The 23,312-nt window shown below is 72.3% G+C and carries 22 protein-coding genes; 13 read left to right on the top strand and 9 right to left on the bottom strand.

Translation table 11 applies throughout. The features are described 5' to 3' along the window. Positions 1-123 precede the first annotated feature (123 nt). Together JOD63_RS01000 and JOD63_RS00995 are read right to left on the bottom strand one after the other, a co-directional pair. Positions 124-3,192 (bottom strand): AAA family ATPase, encoded by a 3,069-nt coding sequence (locus tag JOD63_RS01000; protein ID WP_211088017.1) that lies wholly within the window; start codon positions 3,190-3,192, stop codon positions 124-126. Continuing rightward, positions 3,189-4,343, bottom strand: coding sequence for an exonuclease SbcCD subunit D (locus tag JOD63_RS00995; protein ID WP_045274072.1), 1,155 nt, complete (start codon positions 4,341-4,343; stop codon positions 3,189-3,191). Before JOD63_RS00995 ends, JOD63_RS01000 begins: the two co-directional genes overlap by 4 nt. Before the next feature lie 130 nt (positions 4,344-4,473). Here JOD63_RS00995 and JOD63_RS00990 point away from each other — a divergent pair, with 130 nt between their 5' ends. Beyond that, the gene (locus JOD63_RS00990) at positions 4,474-5,031 is read left to right on the top strand and encodes a hypothetical protein (protein ID WP_045274071.1); all 558 of its coding nucleotides are present in this window, start codon (positions 4,474-4,476) and stop codon (positions 5,029-5,031) included. Positions 5,032-5,174: 143 nt separating this feature from the next. Further along, positions 5,175-5,435, top strand: coding sequence for a hypothetical protein (locus JOD63_RS00985; RefSeq protein WP_045274070.1), 261 nt, complete (start codon positions 5,175-5,177; stop codon positions 5,433-5,435). Between the two features lie 101 nt (positions 5,436-5,536). On the opposite strand, the gene JOD63_RS17625 is transcribed toward JOD63_RS00985, so the two are convergent. Continuing rightward, complete coding sequence (locus JOD63_RS17625; protein ID WP_045274080.1) at positions 5,537-5,830, bottom strand: GNAT family N-acetyltransferase; 294 nt, start codon at positions 5,828-5,830, stop codon at positions 5,537-5,539. Between the two features lie 585 nt (positions 5,831-6,415). Between JOD63_RS17625 and JOD63_RS00975 the strand changes: the two genes are divergently transcribed. From JOD63_RS00975 to JOD63_RS00955, 5 genes are all read left to right on the top strand, one after another. After that, complete coding sequence (locus JOD63_RS00975) at positions 6,416-7,183, top strand: winged helix-turn-helix domain-containing protein (protein WP_211088016.1); 768 nt, start codon at positions 6,416-6,418, stop codon at positions 7,181-7,183. Between the two features lie 50 nt (positions 7,184-7,233). Beyond that, positions 7,234-8,250 (top strand): DNA-3-methyladenine glycosylase family protein, encoded by a 1,017-nt coding sequence (locus tag JOD63_RS00970; protein WP_245243862.1) that lies wholly within the window; start codon positions 7,234-7,236, stop codon positions 8,248-8,250. A 97-nt stretch (positions 8,251-8,347) separates the two neighbouring features. Then, positions 8,348-8,773, top strand: a complete 426-nt coding sequence (locus JOD63_RS00965) for a VOC family protein (RefSeq protein WP_045276477.1) — start codon at positions 8,348-8,350, stop codon at positions 8,771-8,773. A gap of 47 nt (positions 8,774-8,820) precedes the next feature. Continuing rightward, positions 8,821-9,045: a hypothetical protein gene (locus tag JOD63_RS00960; protein WP_045276476.1), complete on the top strand. Its 225-nt coding sequence runs from the start codon at positions 8,821-8,823 to the stop codon at positions 9,043-9,045. Positions 9,046-9,201: 156 nt separating this feature from the next. Beyond that, entirely contained in the window at positions 9,202-9,387 is a 186-nt protein-coding gene (locus JOD63_RS00955; protein ID WP_045276531.1) for a DUF1918 domain-containing protein, read from the top strand. Positions 9,388-9,408: 21 nt separating this feature from the next. Here JOD63_RS00955 and JOD63_RS00950 read toward each other — a convergent pair whose 3' ends face one another. Further along, complete coding sequence (locus tag JOD63_RS00950) at positions 9,409-11,529, bottom strand: S9 family peptidase (protein WP_045276475.1); 2,121 nt, start codon at positions 11,527-11,529, stop codon at positions 9,409-9,411. Between the two features lie 9 nt (positions 11,530-11,538). Further along, positions 11,539-12,444 (bottom strand): RNA polymerase sigma factor SigJ, encoded by a 906-nt coding sequence (sigJ, locus tag JOD63_RS00945; protein ID WP_045276474.1) that lies wholly within the window; start codon positions 12,442-12,444, stop codon positions 11,539-11,541. An 89-nt stretch (positions 12,445-12,533) separates the two neighbouring features. Between sigJ and JOD63_RS00940 the strand changes: the two genes are divergently transcribed. Both JOD63_RS00940 and JOD63_RS00935 read left to right on the top strand, forming a co-directional pair. After that, a complete protein-coding gene (locus tag JOD63_RS00940) occupies positions 12,534-13,349 on the top strand; it encodes an SDR family oxidoreductase (protein WP_245243861.1) in 816 nt (271 codons plus the stop codon). A gap of 70 nt (positions 13,350-13,419) precedes the next feature. Continuing rightward, positions 13,420-14,163, top strand: coding sequence for an SDR family oxidoreductase (locus tag JOD63_RS00935; protein ID WP_045276473.1), 744 nt, complete (start codon positions 13,420-13,422; stop codon positions 14,161-14,163). An 18-nt stretch (positions 14,164-14,181) separates the two neighbouring features. Here the strand turns inward: JOD63_RS00935 and JOD63_RS00930 are convergent, their stop codons facing one another. Together JOD63_RS00930 and JOD63_RS00925 are read right to left on the bottom strand one after the other, a co-directional pair. Beyond that, a complete protein-coding gene (locus JOD63_RS00930; protein WP_045276472.1) occupies positions 14,182-15,015 on the bottom strand; it encodes an aldo/keto reductase in 834 nt (277 codons plus the stop codon). A 45-nt stretch (positions 15,016-15,060) separates the two neighbouring features. Next, positions 15,061-15,690, bottom strand: a complete 630-nt coding sequence (locus tag JOD63_RS00925) for a TetR/AcrR family transcriptional regulator (protein ID WP_045276471.1) — start codon at positions 15,688-15,690, stop codon at positions 15,061-15,063. A 58-nt stretch (positions 15,691-15,748) separates the two neighbouring features. Between JOD63_RS00925 and JOD63_RS00920 the strand changes: the two genes are divergently transcribed. From JOD63_RS00920 to JOD63_RS00910, 3 genes are read left to right on the top strand one after another with little or no spacing between them, the layout of a single operon-like run. Beyond that, positions 15,749-17,248, top strand: coding sequence for a purine-cytosine permease family protein (locus tag JOD63_RS00920; RefSeq protein ID WP_052682573.1), 1,500 nt, complete (start codon positions 15,749-15,751; stop codon positions 17,246-17,248). Beyond that, positions 17,245-18,282: an agmatine deiminase family protein gene (locus JOD63_RS00915; RefSeq protein WP_045276470.1), complete on the top strand. Its 1,038-nt coding sequence runs from the start codon at positions 17,245-17,247 to the stop codon at positions 18,280-18,282. The genes JOD63_RS00920 and JOD63_RS00915 overlap by 4 nt, the downstream gene beginning before the upstream one ends. Next, positions 18,279-20,003: an amidase gene (locus JOD63_RS00910; RefSeq protein ID WP_045276469.1), complete on the top strand. Its 1,725-nt coding sequence runs from the start codon at positions 18,279-18,281 to the stop codon at positions 20,001-20,003. The genes JOD63_RS00915 and JOD63_RS00910 overlap by 4 nt, the downstream gene beginning before the upstream one ends. 172 nt (positions 20,004-20,175) lie before the next feature. Here the strand turns inward: JOD63_RS00910 and JOD63_RS00905 are convergent, their stop codons facing one another. Continuing rightward, complete coding sequence (locus JOD63_RS00905; protein WP_045276468.1) at positions 20,176-21,243, bottom strand: class I SAM-dependent methyltransferase; 1,068 nt, start codon at positions 21,241-21,243, stop codon at positions 20,176-20,178. A 124-nt stretch (positions 21,244-21,367) separates the two neighbouring features. Between JOD63_RS00905 and JOD63_RS00900 the strand changes: the two genes are divergently transcribed. Then, positions 21,368-22,390, top strand: coding sequence for a GlxA family transcriptional regulator (locus tag JOD63_RS00900; RefSeq protein WP_045276467.1), 1,023 nt, complete (start codon positions 21,368-21,370; stop codon positions 22,388-22,390). Between the two features lie 254 nt (positions 22,391-22,644). Here the strand turns inward: JOD63_RS00900 and JOD63_RS00895 are convergent, their stop codons facing one another. After that, positions 22,645-23,229 carry a TetR/AcrR family transcriptional regulator gene (locus tag JOD63_RS00895; protein ID WP_045276466.1) on the bottom strand — a complete coding sequence of 195 codons (585 nt, stop codon included), beginning with the start codon at positions 23,227-23,229 and terminating at the stop codon, positions 22,645-22,647. Positions 23,230-23,312: the final 83 nt, after the last annotated feature.

Below are 23,312 nucleotides of genomic sequence, written 5' to 3'. Positions count from 1 at the left end.
GGACAAGGGTGTCTCGGACGGACCTCGGCCGCGGCGGCTGCTCGTCGCGCTCGGCTGCGGCCCGGGAGGGACTGCCGGGCCGACCGCCGCGTCGCAGCATTTCGGCTGCGCAGCTGTCGGTTGTTATGCCGGGTCGGCGAGCACCGCGTTCTGCGAGATCGTGCTCGGCCCCTGCGCCGTCGCAGCCACGATCAGCTGCGCGGGGATCTGCTCCTTCACCGCGGCGACGTGGCTGATGAGACCGACCGTGCGCCCGCCCTGCCGCAGTTCGTCGAGGGTGCGCATGGCGAGGTCGAGGGTCTCGTCGTCGAGTGAGCCGAAGCCCTCGTCGATGAACAGCGTGTCGAGCTGAACCCCTCCCGCGCGGGCCGTGACCACCTCGGCTAGTCCGAGCGCGAGCGCGAGCGACGTGAGGAACGTCTCGCCTCCGGAGAGCGACTGAGCCGGCCGCGCCGCTCCGGTGTGGGCATCGAGGATCTCGAGTCCGAGGCCCGAGGCTGCACCGCGTGCCGCCCGGGCGTCGGTGTGCTGGAGCCGGTAGCGCCCCGCCGACATGTCGTCGAGACGGAGATTCGCGGCGCGAACGATCTCTTCGAGCTCAGCCGCCAGCACGAACGATTCAAGCGTCATGCGCAGCGCGTTCGGCGGACGCCCCGCGACGGTGTCGGCCAGGCGCACGATCACGGCGTGGTCGGCGGCGAGCGCGTCGATCGCCGCGTGCTCCGCGCGTGCTCGGCTGAGCAGATCGTGAAGCCTCACGGCGACCTGGGTCGCCTGGGCCACGGCGTCGACCCGCGCGCTCCAGACGTCGCGGGCGCGGGTGACGGCGGCGACGGCGGGCTCGAGGTCGATCGGCTCCTCCGGCTCTCCTGCGAGGTCGAGTTCGAGCTCCCGCAGGCGGTCGCGCTCGGCATGGAGCGCCGCGTCGTGCCGGCGGATGGTGTCGTCGATCTCGGCGCGCGTGCGGGCGTCGCGGAGGGCGGCACGCGCGTCGTCGGCCGACCCGAGCCCCGCGGACTCGAGCAGGACGTCGAGTTCGACGGTTGCGCGCGCCAGTTGAGCCCCGGCGACGCTCTCGTCGTGGAGCGCGTCGGCGTAGCGGACGGCGTGAGCACGCCGAGCAGCGCCGTGCGCCACCCGTTCGGCGACCGACGGGAACGGCCCGCGCGCCGTCGAGACGCTCTGGCGGGCGGCCTCGATGCGTCCGGTCGCGGCGGCGAGCGTTTCGCGGAGCGCCTGCAGATCGGCGGTCAGCCGCTCGTGCTCGCGCCCCGCTTCGTCGGCGATGCCTGCGAGCTGGATGCGCTGGTCGACGAGTTCGTCACGTCGGGCCGCCGCCGCCCGCGCCTGCTGGGCGGCCTCGGTCGCCGTCTGGTGGTCGGCCCGGCAGGTGTCGACATCCGCACCGCCGGCACGTGCGACGGCGTCGGCGTGCTGCTCGCGCGCGGCGCGCGCGCGAGCCGCGTCAGCGGCCTCGGCCTGTGCGGCGGAGTCGCGCTGGTGCTCGGCAGTCGCCAGCACCTCGTCGGAGACCGGGTCGTCGGCCGCGGCGGCCGGAGCGGGATGCTCCGTCGACCCGCACACGGCGCACGGCTGGCCCTCGGCGAGGGCGCCGGCCAGCTCCCCCGCGCGATCGGCGATACGCCGCTGGAGCAGTCGCGTGACCTCGGACTGCGCGTGCGCGTGCGCCTTGCCGGCCAGGAGATACGCTGCCTCGGCGGAGTGCAGCGCGTCGCCGAGGTTCTCGGCGTCACGAGCCGCAGTCAGCCGCCGCTCGGACTCCGCCAGCCGCGACACCGCGGCGTCGAGACCGCCGGCGCCGTCGCGGGCGGCGGCGAGCGCGGCCTCGAGTTCAGCCAGCTGAGCGGGCACGGCGGCGACCTGCGCGTCGAGCGCGGAGAGGAGCCCCTGCACCTCGGCGATACGGGCCTCCCGCGCGGACTGCTCGGCCTCGGCGGCGGCCAGCGTCCGCTCGCTGTCGAGAGCCGCCGTCCACACCGCGAGATCACCGGTCAGCGCGTCGACCGCGGCGCGCAGCGCGGCTTCGTCGGGCTCGGCGGCGTCCGCGTCGGCGGCGTCGGGCTCTCCCCGTCGCCAGGTCCGCGCAGCCTCCTCACGTTCTGCGACGGCAGCCGCGAGCTCACCGCTCACTCGAGCCACGGCGTCGAGCGGACCGCGAAGGGCTTCGGCGGCGACGGCGGCGCGCAGCACCGCACGATCGGCGTCGATACGGTCGCGACGGTCTTCGAGTGCGGCCAGAGCCGCTCGCGAGCGGGAACGCTGCTCCTGCCGCTCACGGAGACTGCGCTGCGCGACGAGGGCGATCTCGGCTGCCCGGTGCGCCGCATCCGCATCATCGCGCTCGCGGGTGAGCGTCTCAGCACGGTAGTCGGCGCGGCGGGCACCGGTGTCGGCTCGCTCGAGTCGCTGCTCGACCGTCGGTCGGATGGTCCCGGCCGCGACGGTCGACGCGCCGCCGGTCGCATCCGGCGCATCGACGCCGTCATCTCCGCCGAGATGCGCGTCGACGAGGAGCCGCTCGGCTTCGCCGACCAGCAGACCTACGCCGTCTCCGGCTGCGGTGAGGGATCGCTCCGACTCTCGGCGCCGCGTCTCGAGCGCAGCCTGATATCCCTCGTACGCACGGGTTCCGAACAGACGCCGCAGCAGCCGCTGCCGGTCGTCGTTCTTCGCGAGGAGGAACTCGGCGAACCGGTTCTGCGCGAGCAGGATCACCTGGAGGAACTGCTGCTGGCTGAGCCCGAGCACCTCGTCGAGTTCGCGCGCGACGTCGACGGGGCGCGCGGCTCGACCGACCCACGCGTCGCCGAAGCGCTCGTCGAGCTGGGCGCGGTGCGGCTCGGTCGTGAGCCCGTCGCCGCGCAGCTTGGGCCGGTCGTACTCGGGCGACCGGGTGACGCGCCACATGCGGCCGCCCGCGCTGAACTCGACCAGCGCCACGGTCGGCTCGTCGGGCTCGCAGTGGTCGCTGCGCAGCCGCTTCTCGACGCCGTCGTAGCGCGGAACGCCGCCGTAGAGCGCGAAGCACACACCGTCGAGCACGCTCGACTTGCCCGCGCCCGTGCGCCCGGCGATCAGGAAGATGCCGTCGTCGGCGAACGCGTCGAAGTCGACGACTTGGCGTTCGCGGAACGGGCCGAACCCGGTCAGTTCGAGGCGGTGGAGCCTCATGCGAGCGCCTCGGCGAGGGTCTGCTCGTCGATCACCGACCGGATCAGCGCGATCTCCTCCTCCGACGCCCCCTCGCCCTCGCGCACGTGGGCGAGGAACGCGTCGACGAGCTCGACGTCGTTCCGGGCTTCACGCACGCGCCGGGAGTAGGTGAGCCCGTCGTCAGCGCGTTGACCGACCGGGGTGTGCATGACCGTCGCGCAGTGCGGGAACCGCGTGAGCAGCCGCCGCATGGGATCGGGCTGCGGGGTCGCATCGGTGTACTGGGCGCATACCCACGCGTCTTCCGCCTCGGCGAAGGAGGGGTCGGTGAGAAGTTCGTCGAGCGTGCCGCGCACGGTCTCGAGTCGGCGCGGCACGGGCAGCTCGAGCCACGAGGTCGATGCGAGCCCCGCGGCATCGAGCTCGACCAGCCACGACCCGCGCGGCTTCGCCGCCTCGCCGAAGCTGTAGTGCAGCGGCGCGCCGGCGTATCGCACGCGCTCGGAGAGCTGCTGCCTGCCGTGGATGTGGCCGAGGGCGACGTAGTCGGGACCGTCGAAGGTCGACAGCGGCACGACGTCGAGGCTGCCCTGACGGATCTCGCGCTCGACGCCCGGCGTGGCTTCGACCCCCGCCGCGAAGCAGTGCGAGATCGCGACCGACCGGCCGCCGCGGTCGGCGAGGTCGGCTCGGACGAGGTCCATCGCATGGGCGACGGCGTCGTGCTGCGTTCGCATCGCCCGGTCGTTCCAGTGATGGCGCACGAGTGCCGGCTCGAGGTAGGGGATCCCGTAGATCTGCACCGGACCGTGTTCGTCGGCGATCGTGATCGGCGTGCCCACCATGCGCGGATCGGTGACGACGTGGATGCCGTCGCGCAGCAGCGCCGACTGGAATCCGAGCCGCGCCGCCGAATCGTGGTTGCCGCTGGTGACCACGACCGCGGCGCCGGTGTCGGCGATACCGCGAAGCGCGTCGGTCAGCAGCGAGTAGCAGGCCGCGGCAGGGGCTGCCGAGTCGAAGACGTCGCCGGCGACGATCACCACGTCCACGCGGTTGTCGCGCACCTGGACGACGAGCGCTTCGAGCACGCCGCGCAGCGCATCGAGCGTGGCGTGGCCGTGGAACGACCGCCCGATGTGCCAGTCCGAGGTGTGCAGGATGCGCATGCGAACACGGTACGTTCACCCGCCGACATCGCCTGCGCGGCCCACCGGGCAGCGCGGCATCCGTCGACCGGTTCCCCCTCCCGGCGCGCCGTGCCGGTGCGCGCCGGGTGGGGCGGACGTATCGTGGAATATGGCGCCCACCTCTGATCTCGCACCTCGGTCCACCGTCGTCGCGCTCGTCGGCGCCGACAGCGACAGCATCCTCGCCGGCCTGTCCGGCCTCCCCTCTCTCGTGGCGGTGTCGCTGCGCGAGGGCGACCAGGCCGCGGCGACGCGGTTCGTCTCGACCGCCGAGGCGCCGTACGTGGTGCACGACGCCGATCCGCTCCTGCACGTCGCCGCGGCGTGGGTCGAACTGTTCGAGGAGCGTTCGACGCTCGGCACCCTCGAGGTCGAGGTCGAGACGCTGCTCGACTCCTTCGCCTCGGGCGCCGCGATCATGCCCGACTACTACGTCGTGGTCGGCCCCGAAGCCGTCGACGGAACCTGGCGGCACTGGTGGCTGGGCGCGCTCGCGCACCGGGCCCCGACACGGGTCCTGCCCGTGGAGGCGACGGATGCCGCGGTTCGCGCGCGCCTGCGCTCGCTTCCGGCCGGTCGGCCGTGGCCCGACCCCGCCGCGTGGCTGCCGCGGGTGCAGTTCGACATCCCCGATCGGGTCGGACTGCGCGACCACGACGCCGCGTGACGGTGGGGGCCGCGGCGTCGGCGGAGGTCGCCGCCCGGTGCTCCGAGACTGCCACCGTGCGCTGTTTTCCGGCCATGGTCTCGACAGCCCGCAATGTCGGAGGCCCTTCGTAGGTTGAGGACATCGGAACCTACGGAGGAAACATGCTCTCGCTCGTCACCGCCGCCGAACAGCAGTACCGCCACGAATCGGTCGTCCGCGACCGCGAACTCGCCCTGCTCGCCGCCATCCGCGAGCGCCGCGCGTTCGAATCGATCGCCGCGACCGATCGGCAGCTCGCGGCGCACTCCTACGCCCGTCCGGTGCACGCGGCTCCGCCCCGTCGGCGCGCCGTCTGGGCCCGACCCATCGGCCTCACCGCCGACGGGCTCGAGGTCTGCGCACCGAACTGCGCCACGGCCTGAGGACGCCGCGCCGGCACCCGGCCGCGGCGGACACGGTCGCGGCCGGGGCGGTCGATCGATCCGTCACCGCCTCTGCCTGGAAGGCAGTGCCGGTGGGGGGGTCAGGCCGTGCGCTTGAGGAGGCCCCGGTGGGCCGGGTTCGCCTCGAACCAGTCGGCGACGTACCAGCACACCGGGATCACGCCGCGGTCTCCTCGCTGCTCGAGTTCGCCGACCGCGCGCGACACGAGGTCGCCGGCGTAGCCGTGGCCGCGGAACGTGGGCACGGTGTACGCGCGGGTCATGGCGACGGTGCGGCCGTCGTCGCGGTAGTCCAGCACGCCCACGAGGTCGTCACCGCGATACAGCGTGTAGCGCGAGGCGTCGGCTTCATTGGTGAATCGAAGCTCAGTCACCCCCACAGGGTACGTCCGCTCCGGGGCACCCGGGGCCGCCGGCACGCGTGTCGGCGATCGCGCGCAGTCGGGGCTTCCGGCGGGCATCGATGCTCCTGCCACTCAGCGGTGGTTCTCGGGCGCGCGGACGCGCGCGTCGCTAGCGCATCCGCGCAGTGAGCAATCTGTCACACTCCGGCTTCCGCCACGAGCGAAGACAGGGCGATTTGACGCATCCGGACCTCCTCCGTCATAATCGGGCACATGACTGACACCGCACGTTCTCTGTCCGCCTGGGAGGCGAACGGGACTGCCGGCATGATGATGGCCGGCCGGTCAGTCATGTGTTGTCGAATGTGCCACTAGCACGGTGACCCCCGCCGGACTCGCAGACCGCCTCTGAGCGGCATCTCGTCCTCAGTCGAACGGTTCTCGCAGGGTCCCCGAAGCACCAGGTCGAACGCGTCGATCACGCGCCACCCGGATGCTTTGCTCCCCGCCCACCGCCGGGCACCGCCCCTCCGGGCACTGCCCGCTCCGGGCTGCAGCACATCCGAACCCTTTCTGGCGAACACGCCGGGGTTCCTTTCCGCAAGGACCATCATCATGTCGACCACCGCCCTCCTCGACCGCCCCGCATCCGCCCCCGTGCGCCACCTCCGCGCCGTGACAGCCCCGGTTCCGACCGTGAGCACCCCGGTCGCACCGCCCGCCGCCCCGGCCGCCGCCGCCGAGCAGTCGCCGGCCACGCCCCGCAACCTCCCGCCCGGCACCGCTCCGCGCGGCTTCGCGCTGTACGTCGGCCTCGACGAGGCCAAGGCCGCCGCAGCGGGCGTCGACCTCGGCGTGCTCGTCGAGGCGCTGCGCCGCACGATCACCGAGCTCGCGCCGGCCGCCGAGACCTACGCCACTGTCGCCCTCGCCCCCGTCGGCGCCGGCGGCCGCGACGTCGACGTCGTGCGCCTGGCGCTGCACGAGCCGTCGGCCGTCGCCCGCACCAAGAAGGAAGAGCCCGAAGAGGACGACCGCGCGCCCGGCGGCGTGACCGTCGACATCTCGCGCAAGCGCGTGCTCATCGACGGCGAGTCGGCCGCGTTCACGTTCAAGGAGTTCGAGCTCCTGCAGTACCTGGTGCTGCGCGAGGGCCGCACCATCGAGCGCACCGAGCTGGTCTCGTCGCTCTGGCAGGGCGCCACCGACGACGAGGCTCCGGGAGAGCGCACGATCGACGTGCACGTGCGCCGGCTGCGCTCGAAGCTCGGTCGGTACGAAGACATCGTGCGCACCGTGCGCGGTGTGGGCTACCGCTTCGATCGCCACGCGGACGTCGTCATCCGATACGGCCACGGCACGCCCTCGCCCGACCGCTTCTGACCGCCGCGCCCACCCACCCGGTGTCGGAGGCCCCGGCGTAGGGTGAGGGGATGACGACGTCGACCTCGCGCATCCCCCGAAGGACGGATGCCGCGCGCTTCGACCCGTCACGCGCCGGCAGCGCCGTGCGCGATCCGCGACCCGCTGCCGAGCGCCCCCTCGAGACCGAGTACCGCCCTCGGCATCCGCTCGATCTCCGCCGCACCGTGCTGATGCAGCGTCGTGGTGCCGCTGATCCGACGATGACGGTGTCGGGCACGGTGATCTGGCGCGCGAGCCGCACCCCGCTCGGCGTCGCCACCCTCGCCTTGCGCGAGACCCATCCGGGAGTCGTCCGGGCGGCAGCCTGGGGGCCGGGCCGCGAGTGGGCGCTCGACCAGGTTCCCGAACTCTGCGGGTCCGCCGACACCGACGCCGACTTCGACGCATCCCTGCACCCGCTCATCGCCGATGCGCACCGCCGAAACCCCGGCCTCCGCCTCAGCCGGACCGGTCTCGTGTTCGACGCTCTCGCGGGCGCCGTGTTCGAGCAGAAGGTCACCGGCATGCAGGCCTTCGCCGCCTGGCGCCGCATCGTCACCTGGTGCGGTGAGCGCGCCCCCGGCCCGACACCGACACCGATGTTCACGCCGCCCACGATCGACGGGTGGCAGCACATCCCGTCGTGGGCGTGGCACCGGGCGGGCCTCGAGCCACCCCAGTCGAAGGCCGTCGTGCGCGCCGCCCGCCGCGGCGACGCGATCGTGCGCGCCGTCCTGTCCGCACCCGACGGCGAAGGCGTCGACCGCGTGCTGGTGAGCCAGCCCGGCATCGGCCCGTGGACGTCGGCCGAGACGCGCATCCGAGCACTCGGCGACGCCGATGCGGTGAGCGTGGGCGACTTCCACCTCGCACACGAGGTGGGCTACGCGCTCACCGGCGAGAGGACCGACGACGACGGGATGCTGCGACTCCTCGCCCCGTGGGCCGGCCAGCGTCAGCGCATCATCCGCCTCATCGGCGCGAGCGGCGTCCGCGAACCGCGGCGGGCACCGCGCCTGCACCCCGAAGACCACCGGTCGCGCTGATCACGCGCCCTTGTGCGATGTCGGAGCCCCCGAGCACACTGGACTCGCCACGCGGCCGGGCGCGGCATCCGTTCGTCCCCTTCCAGGAGTGAGATCAATGCCCAGCCTCAACCCCTACATCTCGTTCAAGACCGAGGCCCGCGAAGCCATGACGTTCTATCAGAGCGTGTTCGGCGGCGACCTCGACATCTCCACGTTCTCGCAGTTCGAGGGCATGGTGCAGGACCCCGCCGAGCAGAGTCTCGTGATGCACGCACAGCTGACCACCCCCGACGGCTTCATCCTGATGGGCGCCGACACACCGACCGGCATGGACTACGCCGCGCCTGCCGGCATCTCGGTGTCGGTCTCGGGCGACGACGAGGCGCAGCTCGAGGGCTTCTGGAACGCCCTCGCCGACGGCGGCACCGTCGTGATGCCGTTCGAGACGCCGCCGTGGGGTGGGCGCTTCGGCATGCTCACCGACAAGTTCGGCATCGATTGGATGGTGGCGCTCAACGCGGCGACACCCGACGCGGCCTGACGCGCGCGCGGTGCCGAGCCGCGTCGGCGGCGTCGTAGGCTGACCGCATGACGACGTCACGGCGGGGCTGGACCCGCGGCCACTCCGGATGGGCCTTCGGCACCGCGCTGATGTTCACGCTCGGGATCGTGTTCGGCCTCATCTGGGGCAACGTGTGGCTCGGTGTCGTGCTCGCTGCGGCGGTCTCGATCGGCTGGCTCATGGCCTACGAGTCATGGCGTGGCCGCAACGTCGGCCTCGAGAACCGCGACGACGACGGCGCCCAGCTCTGACTGCTCCGCAGGCGCGCCGCGCCGTCGCGCCTGCCGGGGATCCGACGCACCGGGTCTGACCGCGCGGGCCCGGCAGTGCAGGCGGGACCACGCGCGACCCACCCCCTATCGCTCGTGCGGCGCCCGTCGTATCGTGAGCGCCGAGGGGTGATCGGGATGCATGCAGAGGTCGGCGACCGCGTGGTAATCCACGGTCGTGTCGTGGGCGCGGTGGGCCGCGCCGGAGTCGTCGTCGATGTGCGCGGCACCGAGGAGATCCCTCTCCTCGTCGTGCGCTACGACGACGGCCACGAGGCGATCCTCTCCCCTGGGAGCGACTGCGAGATCAGGCACGAGACCTGACCCTCGCCGCCGGGCGTCGCGTCAGCCGAGCAGCTTCGCGCGCGTCGGCTCGGAGCCGAGCACGTGCTCGCCGAGGAAGGCGAACACCGTCTCGTACCAGACCACCGCGTGCTGGGGCCCCAGGATCCAGTGGTTCTCGTCGGGGAAGTACAGGAAGCGGTGCGGCATCCGTCCTTCGTCGTCGGCGTGGTGCTCGGCGAGCTCCGACCACAGCCGCAGCCCTTCGCCGATGGGAACGCGGTAGTCCTTGTCGCCGTGGATGACCAGCAGCGGCGTGGCGATGTCTTCGACGAAGCGGTGCGGGGAGTTCTCGACCATCGCCTCGGGAGTGAAGATCTCCTGCCAGTACACCGACAGGTCGGTGGTGCCGGCGAACTGGTCGAGCGCCCACAGGCTCGCGTGCGTCACGATCGCACGGAACCGATCGGTGTGCCCGGCGACCCAGTTGGCCATGTAGCCGCCGAACGAGCCGCCCATCGCGGCGGTGCGCGTCTCGTCGATGTCGTCGCGGGCCACGGCCACGTCGGTGATCGTCAGGAGGTCGGTGTACGGCGCGGCACCCCAGGCGTTCCATCCGCGGGCGATGAAGTCGAGTCCATACCCGGTGGACAGCGCAGGATCGGGCAGCAGCACGGCGTACCCTCGCGCCGCGGCGAGCGCCGGCGACCAGCGCCAGCTCCAGGCGTTCCAGCTCGACAGCGGACCCCCATGGATCCACAGCAGCAGCGGAGCCGGCGTCTCGGCCGACGCTCCCTCGGGGAGCAGCAGCCAGCTGCGCACGCGGGCCCCGTCCGACGCCGTCGCCTCGATCTCGGTGAGCGTGCCCGGCACCTCCGGCGCGGGTGCGGGCGTCGCCAGGACGGTGACGCCCGCGGCCTCGCCGCCCGGTCCGCGGGCGATGCGCACCGGGTGCGACGGCTGCACCCACGATGACCGCAGGGCGACGACGTCTCCGTTCGTGCGGTCGACGTGCACGTGCGAGTACGCGAAGTCGTCGTCGGTGAGGCGCTCGGCCGGGCCGTCGAGCGGGAGGCGGAAGATCGGCGCGCGACCGTCGTCGTCGGCCACGGCGATGAGGCCGGTGTCGTCGGCGTCCCAGGTGAGAGCGGTCGCCCAGCGGTCCCAGTCGGCGACGATACGACGGGCATCGCTGCCGTCGATGCCCGAAACCCACACCTCGGCCTGCTCGGGAGCCGCCGGGCTCGCCTTGCGGGCACGCACGTAGGCGACCGAGCGGCCGTCGTGGCTGACCGTCGGGGCGGCGATGTCGACGCCGGCTTCGTCGACGAGCGCCGTGTGGGCGCCCGACTCGGTGTCGATGGCCACGAGTGCCGTACGGCCGCCCCGCTGCAGCGGCCGCTGCAGTGCGACGAGGAGGGTGCGACCGTCGGGCGTGAGCGCCGCACCATCGGTGTCGCCCGCGCGACCCGGTCGCGGGGTGAGGTCGCGCGGTCGTGGGAGCGTCGTGGGGTACGGGGCCGGCGCGTCTGTCGCGGCGGCTGCCGCGGGGGCGGCCTCCGCCTCCTCTTCGGCCGCGGTGTCGGCGGCGACGGCCGCGACCGTGTCGGCGAGCGCGTCGACGTCGACGGCGAGCAGGTGCGGCTCGGCAGGGCCGAGGTCGTGGTCCCAGTACCGGACCGGGTAGCGCTCGTGGAGGATCGCGGCGACCTTCTTCTTCTTGCGTTCGGCGCGCAGGGCCGCGTCGGCCTCGATCGAGTCGGCCGACGGCAGCAGCGAGGCGCCGAGCACGACGCGGTCGCTCGCCGCCGCCGTCGCGGCGATCGCGGCGACGCCTCCGGCGAGGCGGGTGACCGGTCGAGCCTCGCCGCCGGCGCTCGGCAGGAGCCACAGCTGCGCCGACTCGAGGTCGTCGGCATCCGCGTCGGCACGGGCCGAGACGAAGAGGATGTCGCCTGCGGGAGTGAAGGCAGCGCCCGACTCGCCCTTCGCCGATCTCGTCAGCCGCCGCGGCAACCCCGACCCGTCGGCGGGCACGCTCCACAGCGCCCGTTCGTACGCGGTCTGATCCTTCTTGAGCACGGCGACCGTCAGGACGACGGTGCGCCCGTCGGGCGAGAGTGCCGCAGCCTCGACGCGGGGCAGGGCGATGTACGACTCGAGCGAGTGGAAGGGCGTGGCCATTCGTCCACGCTAACCCGCCCCACCGCCATCGCCCAGCGCATGCCAGAGAGTCAGCTTGTCGGGGTTGCGCACGATGTACACGTCGGTGACGAGTCCGGCGGCGACCGCCACCGAGATCACCGCATCGGCTCGCCCGTCGACGGTGACGAGGAACGCCAGCCCGTCGCCGGTGAGGGTCGGCGAGATCGCTGCGCCCGGCTGCAGCCGCGGCAGGCCGAGGAGGAAGCGGGCGACGCGATCTGCTCCGCGAACGGGCCGTCGCGCCGAGGAGACCTTGCCCCCACCGTCGGCGTAGGCGACGACGGCGGGATCGAGCACGGCGATGAGGGCGGCGAGATCGCCTGTCGCGGTGGCCGCGGCGAAGGCCTGCGCGACGGCGTCGTGCTCGTCGCGACCCGCTCGACGCGGTCGGCGTTCGCGCACGCGGCGCCTCGCCTGCGAGGCGAGCTGCCGCACGGCATCCGGCGACCGCCCCACCGTCTGGGCGATCTCGGCGAACGGCACGCCGAACACGTCGTGCAGCACGAAGGCGACGCGTTCGGCGGGGGTGAGCGATTCGAGCACGATGAGCAGAGCCGTGCTGACCGAATCATCGAGGGTCACCTGATCGAGGGGATCGACGCCGACGGATGCCGCCACCGGCGACTGCGCCGGCACGGGTTCCGGCAGCCACTCGCCGACGTACTGCTCACGCCTCGCGCGAGCCGAGCCGAGCATGTCGAGGCAGATTCGCCCGACCACACGGGTGAGCCACGCCGCCGGGTTCACGATCGCATCCCGCTCGGAGCCGCTCAGGCGGTACCACCGCACGAACGCCTCCTGCACGGCATCCTCGGCGTCGGTGACGGTTCCGAGCATGCGGTACGCCACCGCGACGAGCGAACGCCGCTCGGCGTCGACGAGATCGTCGGTCATGCTGCATCCTCTCCGCATCGTCGACGACGCCGCGCCCGGGAATGTGAGCCGGCGCCTCACATTCTGCCGGTCCGCCTCGTCGGAGAGGTATGAGCACTCAGAACGACTCCCCCGCATCGAACCTGCGCATCGCGGTCGCCGGCGGCACCGGCGTGGTCGGCGCCCCGACCGTGGCGGCGCTGCGCGCACTCGGCCACACCCCGGTCGTCCTCACCAGGTCGACGGGAGTCGATCTCGTCACGGGCGCCGGCCTCGACGCCGCCCTGGAGGGCGTCGACGCCGTGATCGACACCGCGAACACGACGACGCTCTCCGCGAAGGCCGCGATCGCGTACTTCGAGACCGCGACGGGCAATCTGGCACGGGCCGGCATCCGCGCCGGGGTCGGTCACCTCGTCGTGCTCTCGATCGTCGGAGTCGACCGGATGCCGCATGAGTACTACGCGGGGAAGGTCGCCCAGGAACGTGTCGCCGAGCAGAGCGGACTGCCGGTCAGCATTCAGCGCGCGACGCAGTTCCACGAGTTCGCGGCGCAGCTGTTCGAGAACGCGCACCTCGGTCCGCTCCACCTCGCGCCGCGTGCCCGCGTCCAGCCGATGGCCGCTCGAGAGGTTGCGGCGGCACTCGCCGAGCTGGCGGTCGGTCCGCCCCGCGGGCGCGTCCCCGACATCGCCGGCCCGCAGGAGGAGCGACTCGACGCGATGATCGTCGCCTACGCCCGGGCGCGCGGCCATCGCGGGTGGATCCCGTCGGTGAGCCTGCCGGGTGCGCAGATGAAGGGGATGCGGGCCGGCCTGGCGCTTCCCGGTCCCGAGGCGACGCTCGGAGAACAGACCTTCGCGCAGTGGCTCTCCGAACAGGCTGCGGGAGCGACCACCGGGAGCACCGCGACCGGCGCCCGGTGACCGCGGGCCTCGCGCCGGCGGTGCGCCGCGTGCGACGATCGGAGCCGGGGAAGCGATCGGAAGGGGCAACGTGCGCATCGCGATCGCCGGCGGCAGCGGCCTGCTCGGCTCGCACGTGACCCGCGTCGCGCGGGAGCGCGGGCACGAGCCGGTCGTGCTCTCGCGCCGCACCGGCGTCGACCTGGTGAGCGGGGCCGGGCTCGCCGAGCGGCTGCGCGGCGCGCGCGCCGTGATCGACGTGAGCAACATCCAGACGGGGCGACCGGAGCTGTCGGTGTCGTTCTTCGCCGGAGCCACGGCGAATCTGCTGCGTCAGGGCCGGATCGCCGGGGTCGAGCACCACATCGCGCTCACGATCGTGGGCATGGAAGCGGCGCCCGACGGCTACTACGCCGGCAAGCTCGCTCAGGAGCGGTCGGTGTCTGCAGGCGCGGTTCCGTGGAGCATCCTGCGGGCGACGCAGTTCCACGAGTTCCCCGCGATGTACTACCACCGGAGCGCGCCGGTGCACTCCGCCGCCAGCGGGCGGTTGCAGCCCGTCGCGGCACGCGAGGTCGCCGAACGGCTGGTCGGCCTCGCGGAGTCGGCCCCGGTCGGGCGTGCGCCCGATCTCGCCGGACCGCAGGAGGAGAGCCTCGCAGCGATGATCCGCGCGTACGCCCACGCGATCGGTCGCTCCGCCCCCGTGCCGATCGTGCACGTGCCGGGCGCCTACGGGAGGGCGCTGCGCAGCGGAGCGCTCCTCCCGGGCGCCGGCGCCGATCGGGGCGTGCAGACCTACGCGGAGTGGCTCGACGACCTGCCCGACGCGTGAGTGCGCGGCATCCGTCGCCTACATCTCTTCGTGCGTGTCGGGGTCGCCGTCCCAGAGCCGCCCCCGCTCGAGGCCCGAGATCGCATCGACCTGGTCGGCGGTGAGGGCGAAGCCGAACACATCGGCGTTCTCGCGCTGGCGATCGGGGTCGGCGGACTTGGGGATCGGGGTGCTGCCGAGCTGCACGTGCCACCGCAGCACCACCTGCGTCGGCGTCACTCCGTAGACGACCGCCAGCTCCTGCAGCAGCTGCTCGGTGAGCAGCTCGCTGCGCCGGGCGAGCGGGCTCCAGCTCTCGGTGCGGATGCCGTGCTCGGCGTGGAACGCGCGCAGCGCCGCCTGGGGGAAGTACGGGTGGAGCTCGACCTGGTTGACCGCGGGTGTGACCCCGGTCTCGTCGATGAGGGTCTTCAGCATCGGCTCGGTGAAGTTCGAGACGCCGATCGAGCGGACCAGGCCTGCCTCGCGCGCGTCGATCATGCCGCGCCAGGTGTCGAGCCACCGGCCGACGCTGGGGTTCGGCCAGTGGATCAGCTGCAGGTCGATCACGTCGAGGCCGAGTCGGTCGAGCGATCCGCGGATGCTGTCGACCGCCTCGGCGCGCCCGTGCTGGCGGCCCGGGATCTTGCTCGCCACGATGAGCTCGTCGCGATCGACGCTGCTCGCGCGCACCGCTCGGCCGACCTCGCTCTCGTTCTCGTAGTTCACCGCCGTGTCGAGCAGGCGGTAGCCCGAGTCGATCGCGGCGACCATGGCCGCGACCCCCTCGTCGCCGCGCAGGTTGTACGTGCCGAGCCCGAGCTCGGGGAAGGGGCGTCCGTCGTTGAGGCTGATGGTGGGGATGTTCGGCATGGTTCCATCCTGGCCCGTCACGCGCGTGGCGTCACGGAATCGGCATCACCCCGCCGGGCCGAGCGACCCCGGCGTCGCTCCCAGCAGCGCCTCGGCGGCGCGCGCCATCTGCACGACGGCCCGCCCCGGATCGGTGTCGCGGGCGAGTGACTGGGCGTTGAGGCCGTCGATCATCCCCATCAGCTGCCATGCCACCTCGGCGACGTCGGTGACCGAGAACTCCCCCGCTCGGGTCCCCTCGTCGATCACCTCGACGAGCAGCCGCTGCCAGGCCGCCATCTGCACCCGCACGGCGTCGGCGAGCGCAGGTATGCGCAGTGCCATGGCCCAGCCCTCGACCCAGACGACGGTGAGGTCTTCGCGGGTTCCGTCGAGCAGGGTGTCGAGCAGCCGCGCGAATCTCGCCGAAGCGCCGCGCTCCGCCGCCAGCAGCGTCGCCACGTCCCCGAGCTCGTCCACGACGAGCGCCGTGTAGGCGCCGGCCACGAGGTCGTCCATGGACGGGTGGTAGTGCGAGATGAGTGCGGGGGCGACACCCGCCCGCTCGGCGACAGCGCGCTGGGTCAGGGCGCTCAGTCCCTGATCGCGCGCGAGCGCGGTCGCAGCATCCGCGATCTCTGCAGCGCGCTCGGCGGGCGCCTTGCGGGTGCGGATGCGGGCATCGGTGCTTGACATGTCGTTGCCAGTGTAGGTACCGTCACCTATTGATCGCTTGATCAATAGTATCCCGACGATGGGAGCACCCCTCGTGTCCACCACGTTCGAACACGTGACGACGACGACGTCGTTCACCCGGCAGCGCGACGAAGTCGGGCGCGTCGAGACGCGCGGCATCGACCAGATCCCCGACGCGGAGCGCCACGGCCGACCCGTCGCCCTCTTCGGCATCTGGGCGGCTGCGAGCGTCGTCTACCTCAACATCGTCCTCGGCGGACTGCTCATCCTCCTGGGCCTGGGCCTCTGGGAGTCGCTCGCGATCTGCTTCGTCGGCAACCTCTGGTGGGCGGTCGTCGGCTGGATCGCCGTGAGCGGCCCAGCGGCAGGAGCCCCCACCGTCGTCATCATGCGGGCGATGTTCGGCATCCGCGGCAATGCGCTGTTCGGCTCAGGCCTCGGCGTCGCGATCGGGCTGTTCTACATCGTGCTGAACCTGACCTTCGCGACCCTCGCCACCGACGCGCTGCTCGACCTCGCCGGCATCGCCGTGCCCGGCGGCCTCGACGTGATCGTCCTCATCGCCGTCGCCGTGGCCGGGACCGCGATCAGCATCTTCGGCCACGCGACGATCGAGAAGGTCAGCCCCTACATCTCGATCATCGTCGGCGTGGTGTTCGTCGTCGTCGGCGGTTTCATCGTCGCAGCCACGGACTGGTCGTACGAGCCCGCCGCACTCGCCCCGGGCGAGCACATCGCGATGCTGCTGCTCGGACTCACCGTCATCGCGTCCACCCCGCTGTCGTGGGGCACGAGCGCCGACTACTCGCGCTACCTGCCGCGGGCGACGCCGAAGCGCCGCATCGTGCTGTGGACAGCGCTCGGCGGCTTCATCCCGTCAGCGATCATGTGCGCGATGGGTGTGCTGGCCGGCACCGCGGTCGACATGACCGATCCGCAGACCTCGCTCGCCGCCGTGCTGCCGACGTGGCTCTTCCCGCTCTTCCTCGTCGCCGTGATCGTCGGCACCCTGGCCAACAACGTGCTCTGCGCGTACTCGACCGGGCTCTACGCTCAGGCCTTCGGCGCGCGCGTGCACCGGTCGGTGTGGGTCGCTCTCGTCGGCATCGCCGCGACCCTGCTCTCGGCCTACCTGCTGTACGCGGCCGAGAGCCTCCTCGAGACCATGAACTACGCGATCGAGATCGCGGTCGCGGTGATGGGTCCGCTCGTCGCCGTGTACGCCGTCGACATCTGGCTGCGGCGGGGCTCGTACGACGGCGCAGCGCTCAACGACGCCACGCCCGCGAGCCCGTTCTGGTACCGGGGCGGATGGTTCGTACCCGGCGCCGTCGCGATGCTGGTGGCGTCCACCGTCGCGGTGCTGATGGTCAACACCACGCTCTACGTCGGCCCGATCGCCCTCGCACTCGGCGGCGCCGACCTGTCGTCGATCGCGGGGCCGGTGATCGCCGCCGCGCTCTATGCGGTGCTGTGGCGCACGACGCGGCCGTACCGCACACCCGCCGCGCGCCCCGCGCTCACCTGGGGCCATGATGGCTCGGAGGAGGCACGATGACCTGGAGGATGCCGCACGAGGGTGATCCGCACGAGCGCACCTGGATGGCCTTCCCGGCCGTGGGGCCGACGCTCGGCGACGACCCGGCCGAGCAGGAGCGCTTCTACGCGGCCTGGACCGCGGTGGCGAACGCCGTCGTCGAGTTCGAGCCCGTCACGATCCTCGTCGACCCCGCGGAGGGCACTCGGGCGCGACGGATGCTCGCCCCCGAGATCGAGATCGTCGAGACCCCCGTCGACGAGTTCTGGTTCCGCGATCACGGGCCGACGTTCGTGGTCGACGACGAGCGGCCGGGTGTGCTCGGCGCCGTCGACTGGATCTTCAACGGCTGGGGCGCGCCGGAGTGGGCGTCCTGGGAGAAGGCCGCGGAGCACGCCCGCTTCACCGCGGGCCTCGTCGGCGCCGAGGTCGTCACCTCGCTGCTGGTGAACGAGGGCGGCGGCATCCACGTCGACGGCGAGGGCACCGTGCTCGTCACCGAGACCGTGCAGCTCGACCCCCGTCGCAACCGCTTCGCGGACCGGGCTCGGGTCGAGGCCGAGCTCGCCCGCACGATCGGAGCCACGAAGGTCGTCTGGCTCCCCCGGGGCCTCACCCGCGACTACGACGACTTCGGCACCAACGGGCACGTCGACATCGTCGCGACCATCCCGACCCCGGGCCGGCTGCTGCTGCACGCGCAGAACGACCCCGAGCATCCCGACTTCGCCGTCACCTGCGGGCTCCGCGCGATCCTCGAGCAGGAGACGGATGCCGCGGGCCGCGCCTTCGACATCATCGACCTCCCCGCGCCGGCGACCATCCGCGACCACGAGGGCTTCGTCGACTACAGCTACGTCAACCACCTCGTCGTCAACGGCGGGATCATCGCGTGCGGTTTCGGGGAGGAAGCGGCGGATGCCCGCGCCCGCGAGATCCTCGAGGCCGCCTACCCCGGCCGCCGCGCGGTGACGGTCGACGCGCGCCAGATCTTCGCCGGCGGCGGCGGCATCCACTGCATCACGCAGCAGCAGCCCGCGGTGGCAACGCGATGAGCTTCGCCGTCGTCGAGAAGTCCCTCGCCGATCTGCGCGTCGCACTCGAATCGGGCGCCGTCACGTCGGCCGGACTCGTAGAGGCATACCTCGCCCGGATCGACGCGTACGACGCTCCGGGCACCGCGACCGCGCTCAACGCCGTCGTCGTGCGCAACCCCGACGCCCGCGCCGAGGCCGCGGCATCCGACGCCCGTCGCGCCGCAGGAGCCGCACTCGGCCCGCTCGACGGCATCCCGTACACCGCGAAGGACTCGTACCTCGTGCGCGGGCTCACCGTCGCGTCGGGATCGCCGGCGTTCGAGCATCTCGTCGCGCAGCGCGACGCCTTCACGATCGAGCGTCTGCGTGCAGCCGGCGCCATCTGCCTCGGGCTCACCAACATGCCGCCGATGGCCAACGGCGGTATGCAGCGCGGCGTCTACGGGCGCGCCGAGAGCCCCTACAACGCCGACTACCTCACGAGCGCCTTCGGCTCGGGATCGTCGAACGGGTCGGGCACCGCGACCGCGGCGTCCTTCGCGGCGTTCGGGCTCGGCGAGGAGACCTGGTCGAGCGGCCGCGCGCCGGCCTCGAACAACGCGCTCTGCGCCTACACACCCTCTCGGGGAGTGATCTCGGTGCGCGGCAACTGGCCGCTGGTGCCGACCATGGACGTCGTCGTGCCCCACACCCGCTCGATGGCCGACCTGCTCGAGGTGCTCGACGTCGTCGTCGCCGACGATCCGCAGACGCGGGGAGACTTCTGGCGCACGCAGCCGTGGGTGCCGATTCCGGATGCCTCGACCCTGCGACCCGCGTCGTACGCGGCGCTCGCGCCGGCGAGCCGCGACGACGCCCGCGCTGCCCTCGCCGGGCTGCGCATCGGCGTGCCGCGGATGTACATCAATGCCGATCCTGACGCCGGCACCGCCGCGGACGGCGGCATCGGCGGCTCGACCGGTCAGGCGGCGCGCACCCGCGACTCGGTGATCGACCTCTGGCGCTCGGCCCGCGCCGACCTCGAGGCCGCCGGCGCCGAGGTCGTGGAGGTGGACTTCCCCGTGGTCTCCAACTACGAGGGCGACCGCCCCGGCGCACCGACCGTCGCGACCCGCGGCATCGTCACGCCCGAGTTCCTCCGGCGCGAGATCATCGACCTCTCGGCGTGGGCGTGGGACGACTTCCTGCGAGCGAACGACGACCCGGCGCTGAACCGCCTCGACGCGGTCGACGGCGCCGCGATCTTCCCGCACCCCGCGGGTGCCCTGCCCGACCGGTACACCGGCTTCGACGACGACATCGCCTCCTACCCGGCCCAGGTGCGCGAGCATCCGTACACCGCCGTCACCGAGATCCCCGAACTCGAGTCGGGCGTGCGCGGGCTCGAGGAGACCCGCCGCATCGACCTCGAGCAGTGGATGGAAGACCTCGGCCTCGACGCGGTCGTCTTCCCCGCCGTGGCCGACGTCGGCCCTGCCGACATGGACGTGGACGAGGCATCGGCAGACCTCGGGTGGCGCAACGGCGTGTGGGTCGCGAACGGCAACCTCGCGATCCGCCACCTCGGCATCCCAACGGTGACGGTGCCGATGGGGACCATGGCCGACATCGGGATGCCGGTCGGGCTCACGTTCGCCGGTCCGGCGTACTCCGACACCGCCCTGCTCCGGTGGGGTGCCGCGTTCGAGGCGCTGCGAGCCCGCCGCACGACACCGCCGCGCACCCCCGAACTCGGCTGATCCGGGCGTTTCGTCTCGCTGCGCTCGCTCAACGACCGGACGGGGACCTGCGCTCGCTCAACGATCGGACGGGGACCCCCGTCCGCTCAACGACCGAGGAGTGGCACCCGCCCGCTCAACGACCGGGGCATCAGGCCTCCGGCCGTCGAGCGAGCGAGACGAACGCATCGAGTCAGCGCTTGGCCTCGATGATGAGGTTGAACGGCGTCTCGGCCACGATCCGCACCCGGCTGAACCCGGCATCGCCGAGAACCTCCCGCAGGCGCGCGGGCCCGGCCTGCGCGCCGAGCACGAGTTCGCCGCCGTCCGCGATCGCATGCGCGGTGCAGATCATGCTCGACGCGGCGAAGAAGGTCTGACCGACGACGGTGAAGTTGTCCTCGAGGCGATCTGCCGCGTTGGGCTCCACGAGGAGCAGTGTGCCGTCGGCCGTGAGCGCCTCGGCCGCATGCCGCAGCACGCCGACCGGGTCACCCATGTCATGCAGCGCGTCGAAGAAGCAGATCAGCCCGAACCCGAGCGCGTCATACTCCTTCGCGCTCACCTGCTCGAAGACGGTGCGGTCGTCGACGCCGGCAGCGCGGGCGTTGCGGCGCGACTCCGAGATCGACGCCGCGTGCGTGTCGAATCCGTAGACCCGCGAGTTCGGGAACGCCTCCGCGATCAGCACCGCGGTGTGCCCGTGTCCCACTCCCACATCGGCCACGGCGATCCCGCGTTCGAGCGCCGAGACCACACCGTCGAGGGCGGGCAGCCACTGCGACACGAGGCTCGCGCGATAGCCGTTGCGGTAGAACGCCGCCGTGCCGTGGGCGAGCCGCGGGTCGTGGTCGCCCCAGGCGATGCCCTCTCCGGTGCGGAAAGCGTGCAGCGCCTTCGCCTCGTCGCTCCACATCGCCGCCGGGGTGTTCCAGGCGGGCGGCAGGTAGACGGGGCTGTCCTCGGCGGCGAGCACCAGCGCCTGCTCGGGGGTGAGCGCGAAGGTCTCCGCCTCGGGGTCGTACTCGACGTATCCCGCGGCTGCCTGAGACGAGGCCCAGTCACGCACATAGCGCTCGGCGCAGTCGGTGCGCTCGGCGAGCTGCTGGGAGGTGAGCGGTCCGGCCTCGGCGAGGGCCTGGTAGAGCCCGAGGCGCGAGCCGAGGCTCACCATGACCCCGAGGTAGCCTGCTCCGAGGTGGTCCACGGCGCGCATCACGAAGGCGTTCAGGGCGGTCTCGTCAATGGTTGTCATCGACATGGTGTCGGTCCTTTCTGTTCGATCGACATCGTGATTCCATGCTCGTGACTTCGCGCGGGCGCATTCAGTGGCATCCTGACCCTCGTTCGGTCCATTCGTGCCACGATGTGCACGGAGGCGCAGAATGACCGATCGCACGCTCGACGTGAGCGTCGTCGCTCTGCCCGACACCGGGGTCGCGACCATGTTCGGCGTGCTCGACGTGCTGAACTCGTTCTCGATCATGGGGCTCGGCGGCACGGATGCGCCTCCCCCGTTCCGCGCGCAGATCGTCGGAGCGCAGGCGGGGCCACTCATGGGCGTGAGCGGCATCCCGGTTCCCGTGGCTCACGCGATCGCCGACATCGCCACCACCGATATCGTGATCGTCCCGTCGATCGTGCTCGGTTCGAGCGGCTGGCAGAGCGGTCGCTACCCTGAGCTGGTCGACTGGGCGACCCGGATGCACGCGCAGGGCGCCATGCTCGCCTCAGCGTGCTCGGGCATCTTCCTCCTCGCCGAGACAGGCCGCTTCGACGGTCACGACGTGACCGTGCACTACGACTACGCGACGCAGCTGCGGACCGCCCACCCCGAGGTGCGGGTGCATCCCGAGCGCGCGCTCATGGTCGCCGGCACCCGCGAAGAGCTCGTGACCTCGGGCGCATCCACCACCTGGCACGATCTCGTGCTCTATCTGACCGGCCGCTACGCCGGGGCGGCGCTCGCACAGGAGACGGCGCGCATGTTCGCGCTTCAATGGCATCAGGACGGACTGGCGCCGTACATGATGTTCGAGGGCCGCACCGATCACGGCGACGCGGTCGTCGCGGATGCGCAGGACTGGCTGCGCACCCACTTCTCGGTGGCGACCCCGGTCGAGCAGATGGTGGTGCGGTCGGGGCTCGCCGAGCGCACCTTCAAGCGGCGCTTCACCGAGTCGACCGGCGTGAGCCCACTGGTCTACGTGCAGCGCATCCGCGTCGAGGAGGCGAAGCGCCGACTGGAGCGGAGCGAGGACTCGGTCGAAGCGGTCGGATGGCACGTCGGTTACGAGGACTCGGCGTTCTTCCGGCGCCTCTTCAAGCGGGTGACGGGCCTCGCTCCCGGGGCCTACCGCAAGCGCTTCCGCGTGCCGCGCATCGCACCCGCACCCGCACCCGACTGATCGCGCCGGACTCACGTTCGCCGGTCCGGCGTACTCCGACACCGCCCTGCTCCGGTGGGGTGCGCGTTCGAAGCGCTGCGGGCCCGCCGCACGACGCCGCCGCGCACCCCCGAGCTGGACTGAGGCGGGGCGTTTCGTCTCGCTGCGCTCGCTCAACGACCCGATGGGTGGAGCCGCGCTCGCTCGACGGGCGCGGTCTCCCCCGGTCGTTGAGCGAGGAGCGGAGCGACGAGACGAAACGCTCCCGCGGGTGGTCAGGCGGCGGAGTGGCGGTGCGGCCACCACGACGGCAGCAGCGCGAAGTACACCGCGATGAAGTCCTCGACCCGCGGGTGGGGCCGGCGCAGCCATCCGTCGATGAGCCCGACGGTGCCGTCCGCGAGGAAGCGGGCCGCGGCATCCTCCACCTGTGCGGCATCCGTGCCGTCGACCGACACGTCGATCCGCACCCTCCGGCGATCGAGGAGGATCAGGGTCGTCCGCCGGAAGTGCCGGCTGAGCATCGCGTGCAGCGATCCGCCGCCGTCGACGAGCTCGCGGCGGTAGATGTCGGCGTGGTGCAGGATGTGCCGGAGCACCCCCTCGGTCACCGCGGTGACGGCGCTCGCCGCATCCGACCGATCTTCCAGCAGCAGCGCGCGCAGATCGTCGAGTTCGGCGGTGAGCGCGGCTTCGACGAGATCCGCCGGTGAGCTCGCGTGCTCGTAGAACGTCGAGCGGTGCACGCCCGCGGCGGCGGCGATCTGCGTGACGCTGAGCGTCGACACCGGCTGCTCGGCGGCGAGGGCGAGCACGGCCGAGAACAGCCGATCGCGACTGCGCAGCTTGCGAGGATCCATCAGGCCTCCGGGAATCTTTCCGACAGGTGTAGGTTAACTCATACATATCCGACAACTGTCGGTTTAGATCGGCGCCACGCTAC

It is taken from the genome of Microbacterium terrae, from assembly GCF_017831975.1.
GTDB classification, from domain to species: Bacteria; Actinomycetota; Actinomycetes; order Actinomycetales; family Microbacteriaceae; genus Microbacterium; species Microbacterium terrae.
This window is presented reverse-complemented; position numbering and strand designations above follow the sequence as displayed.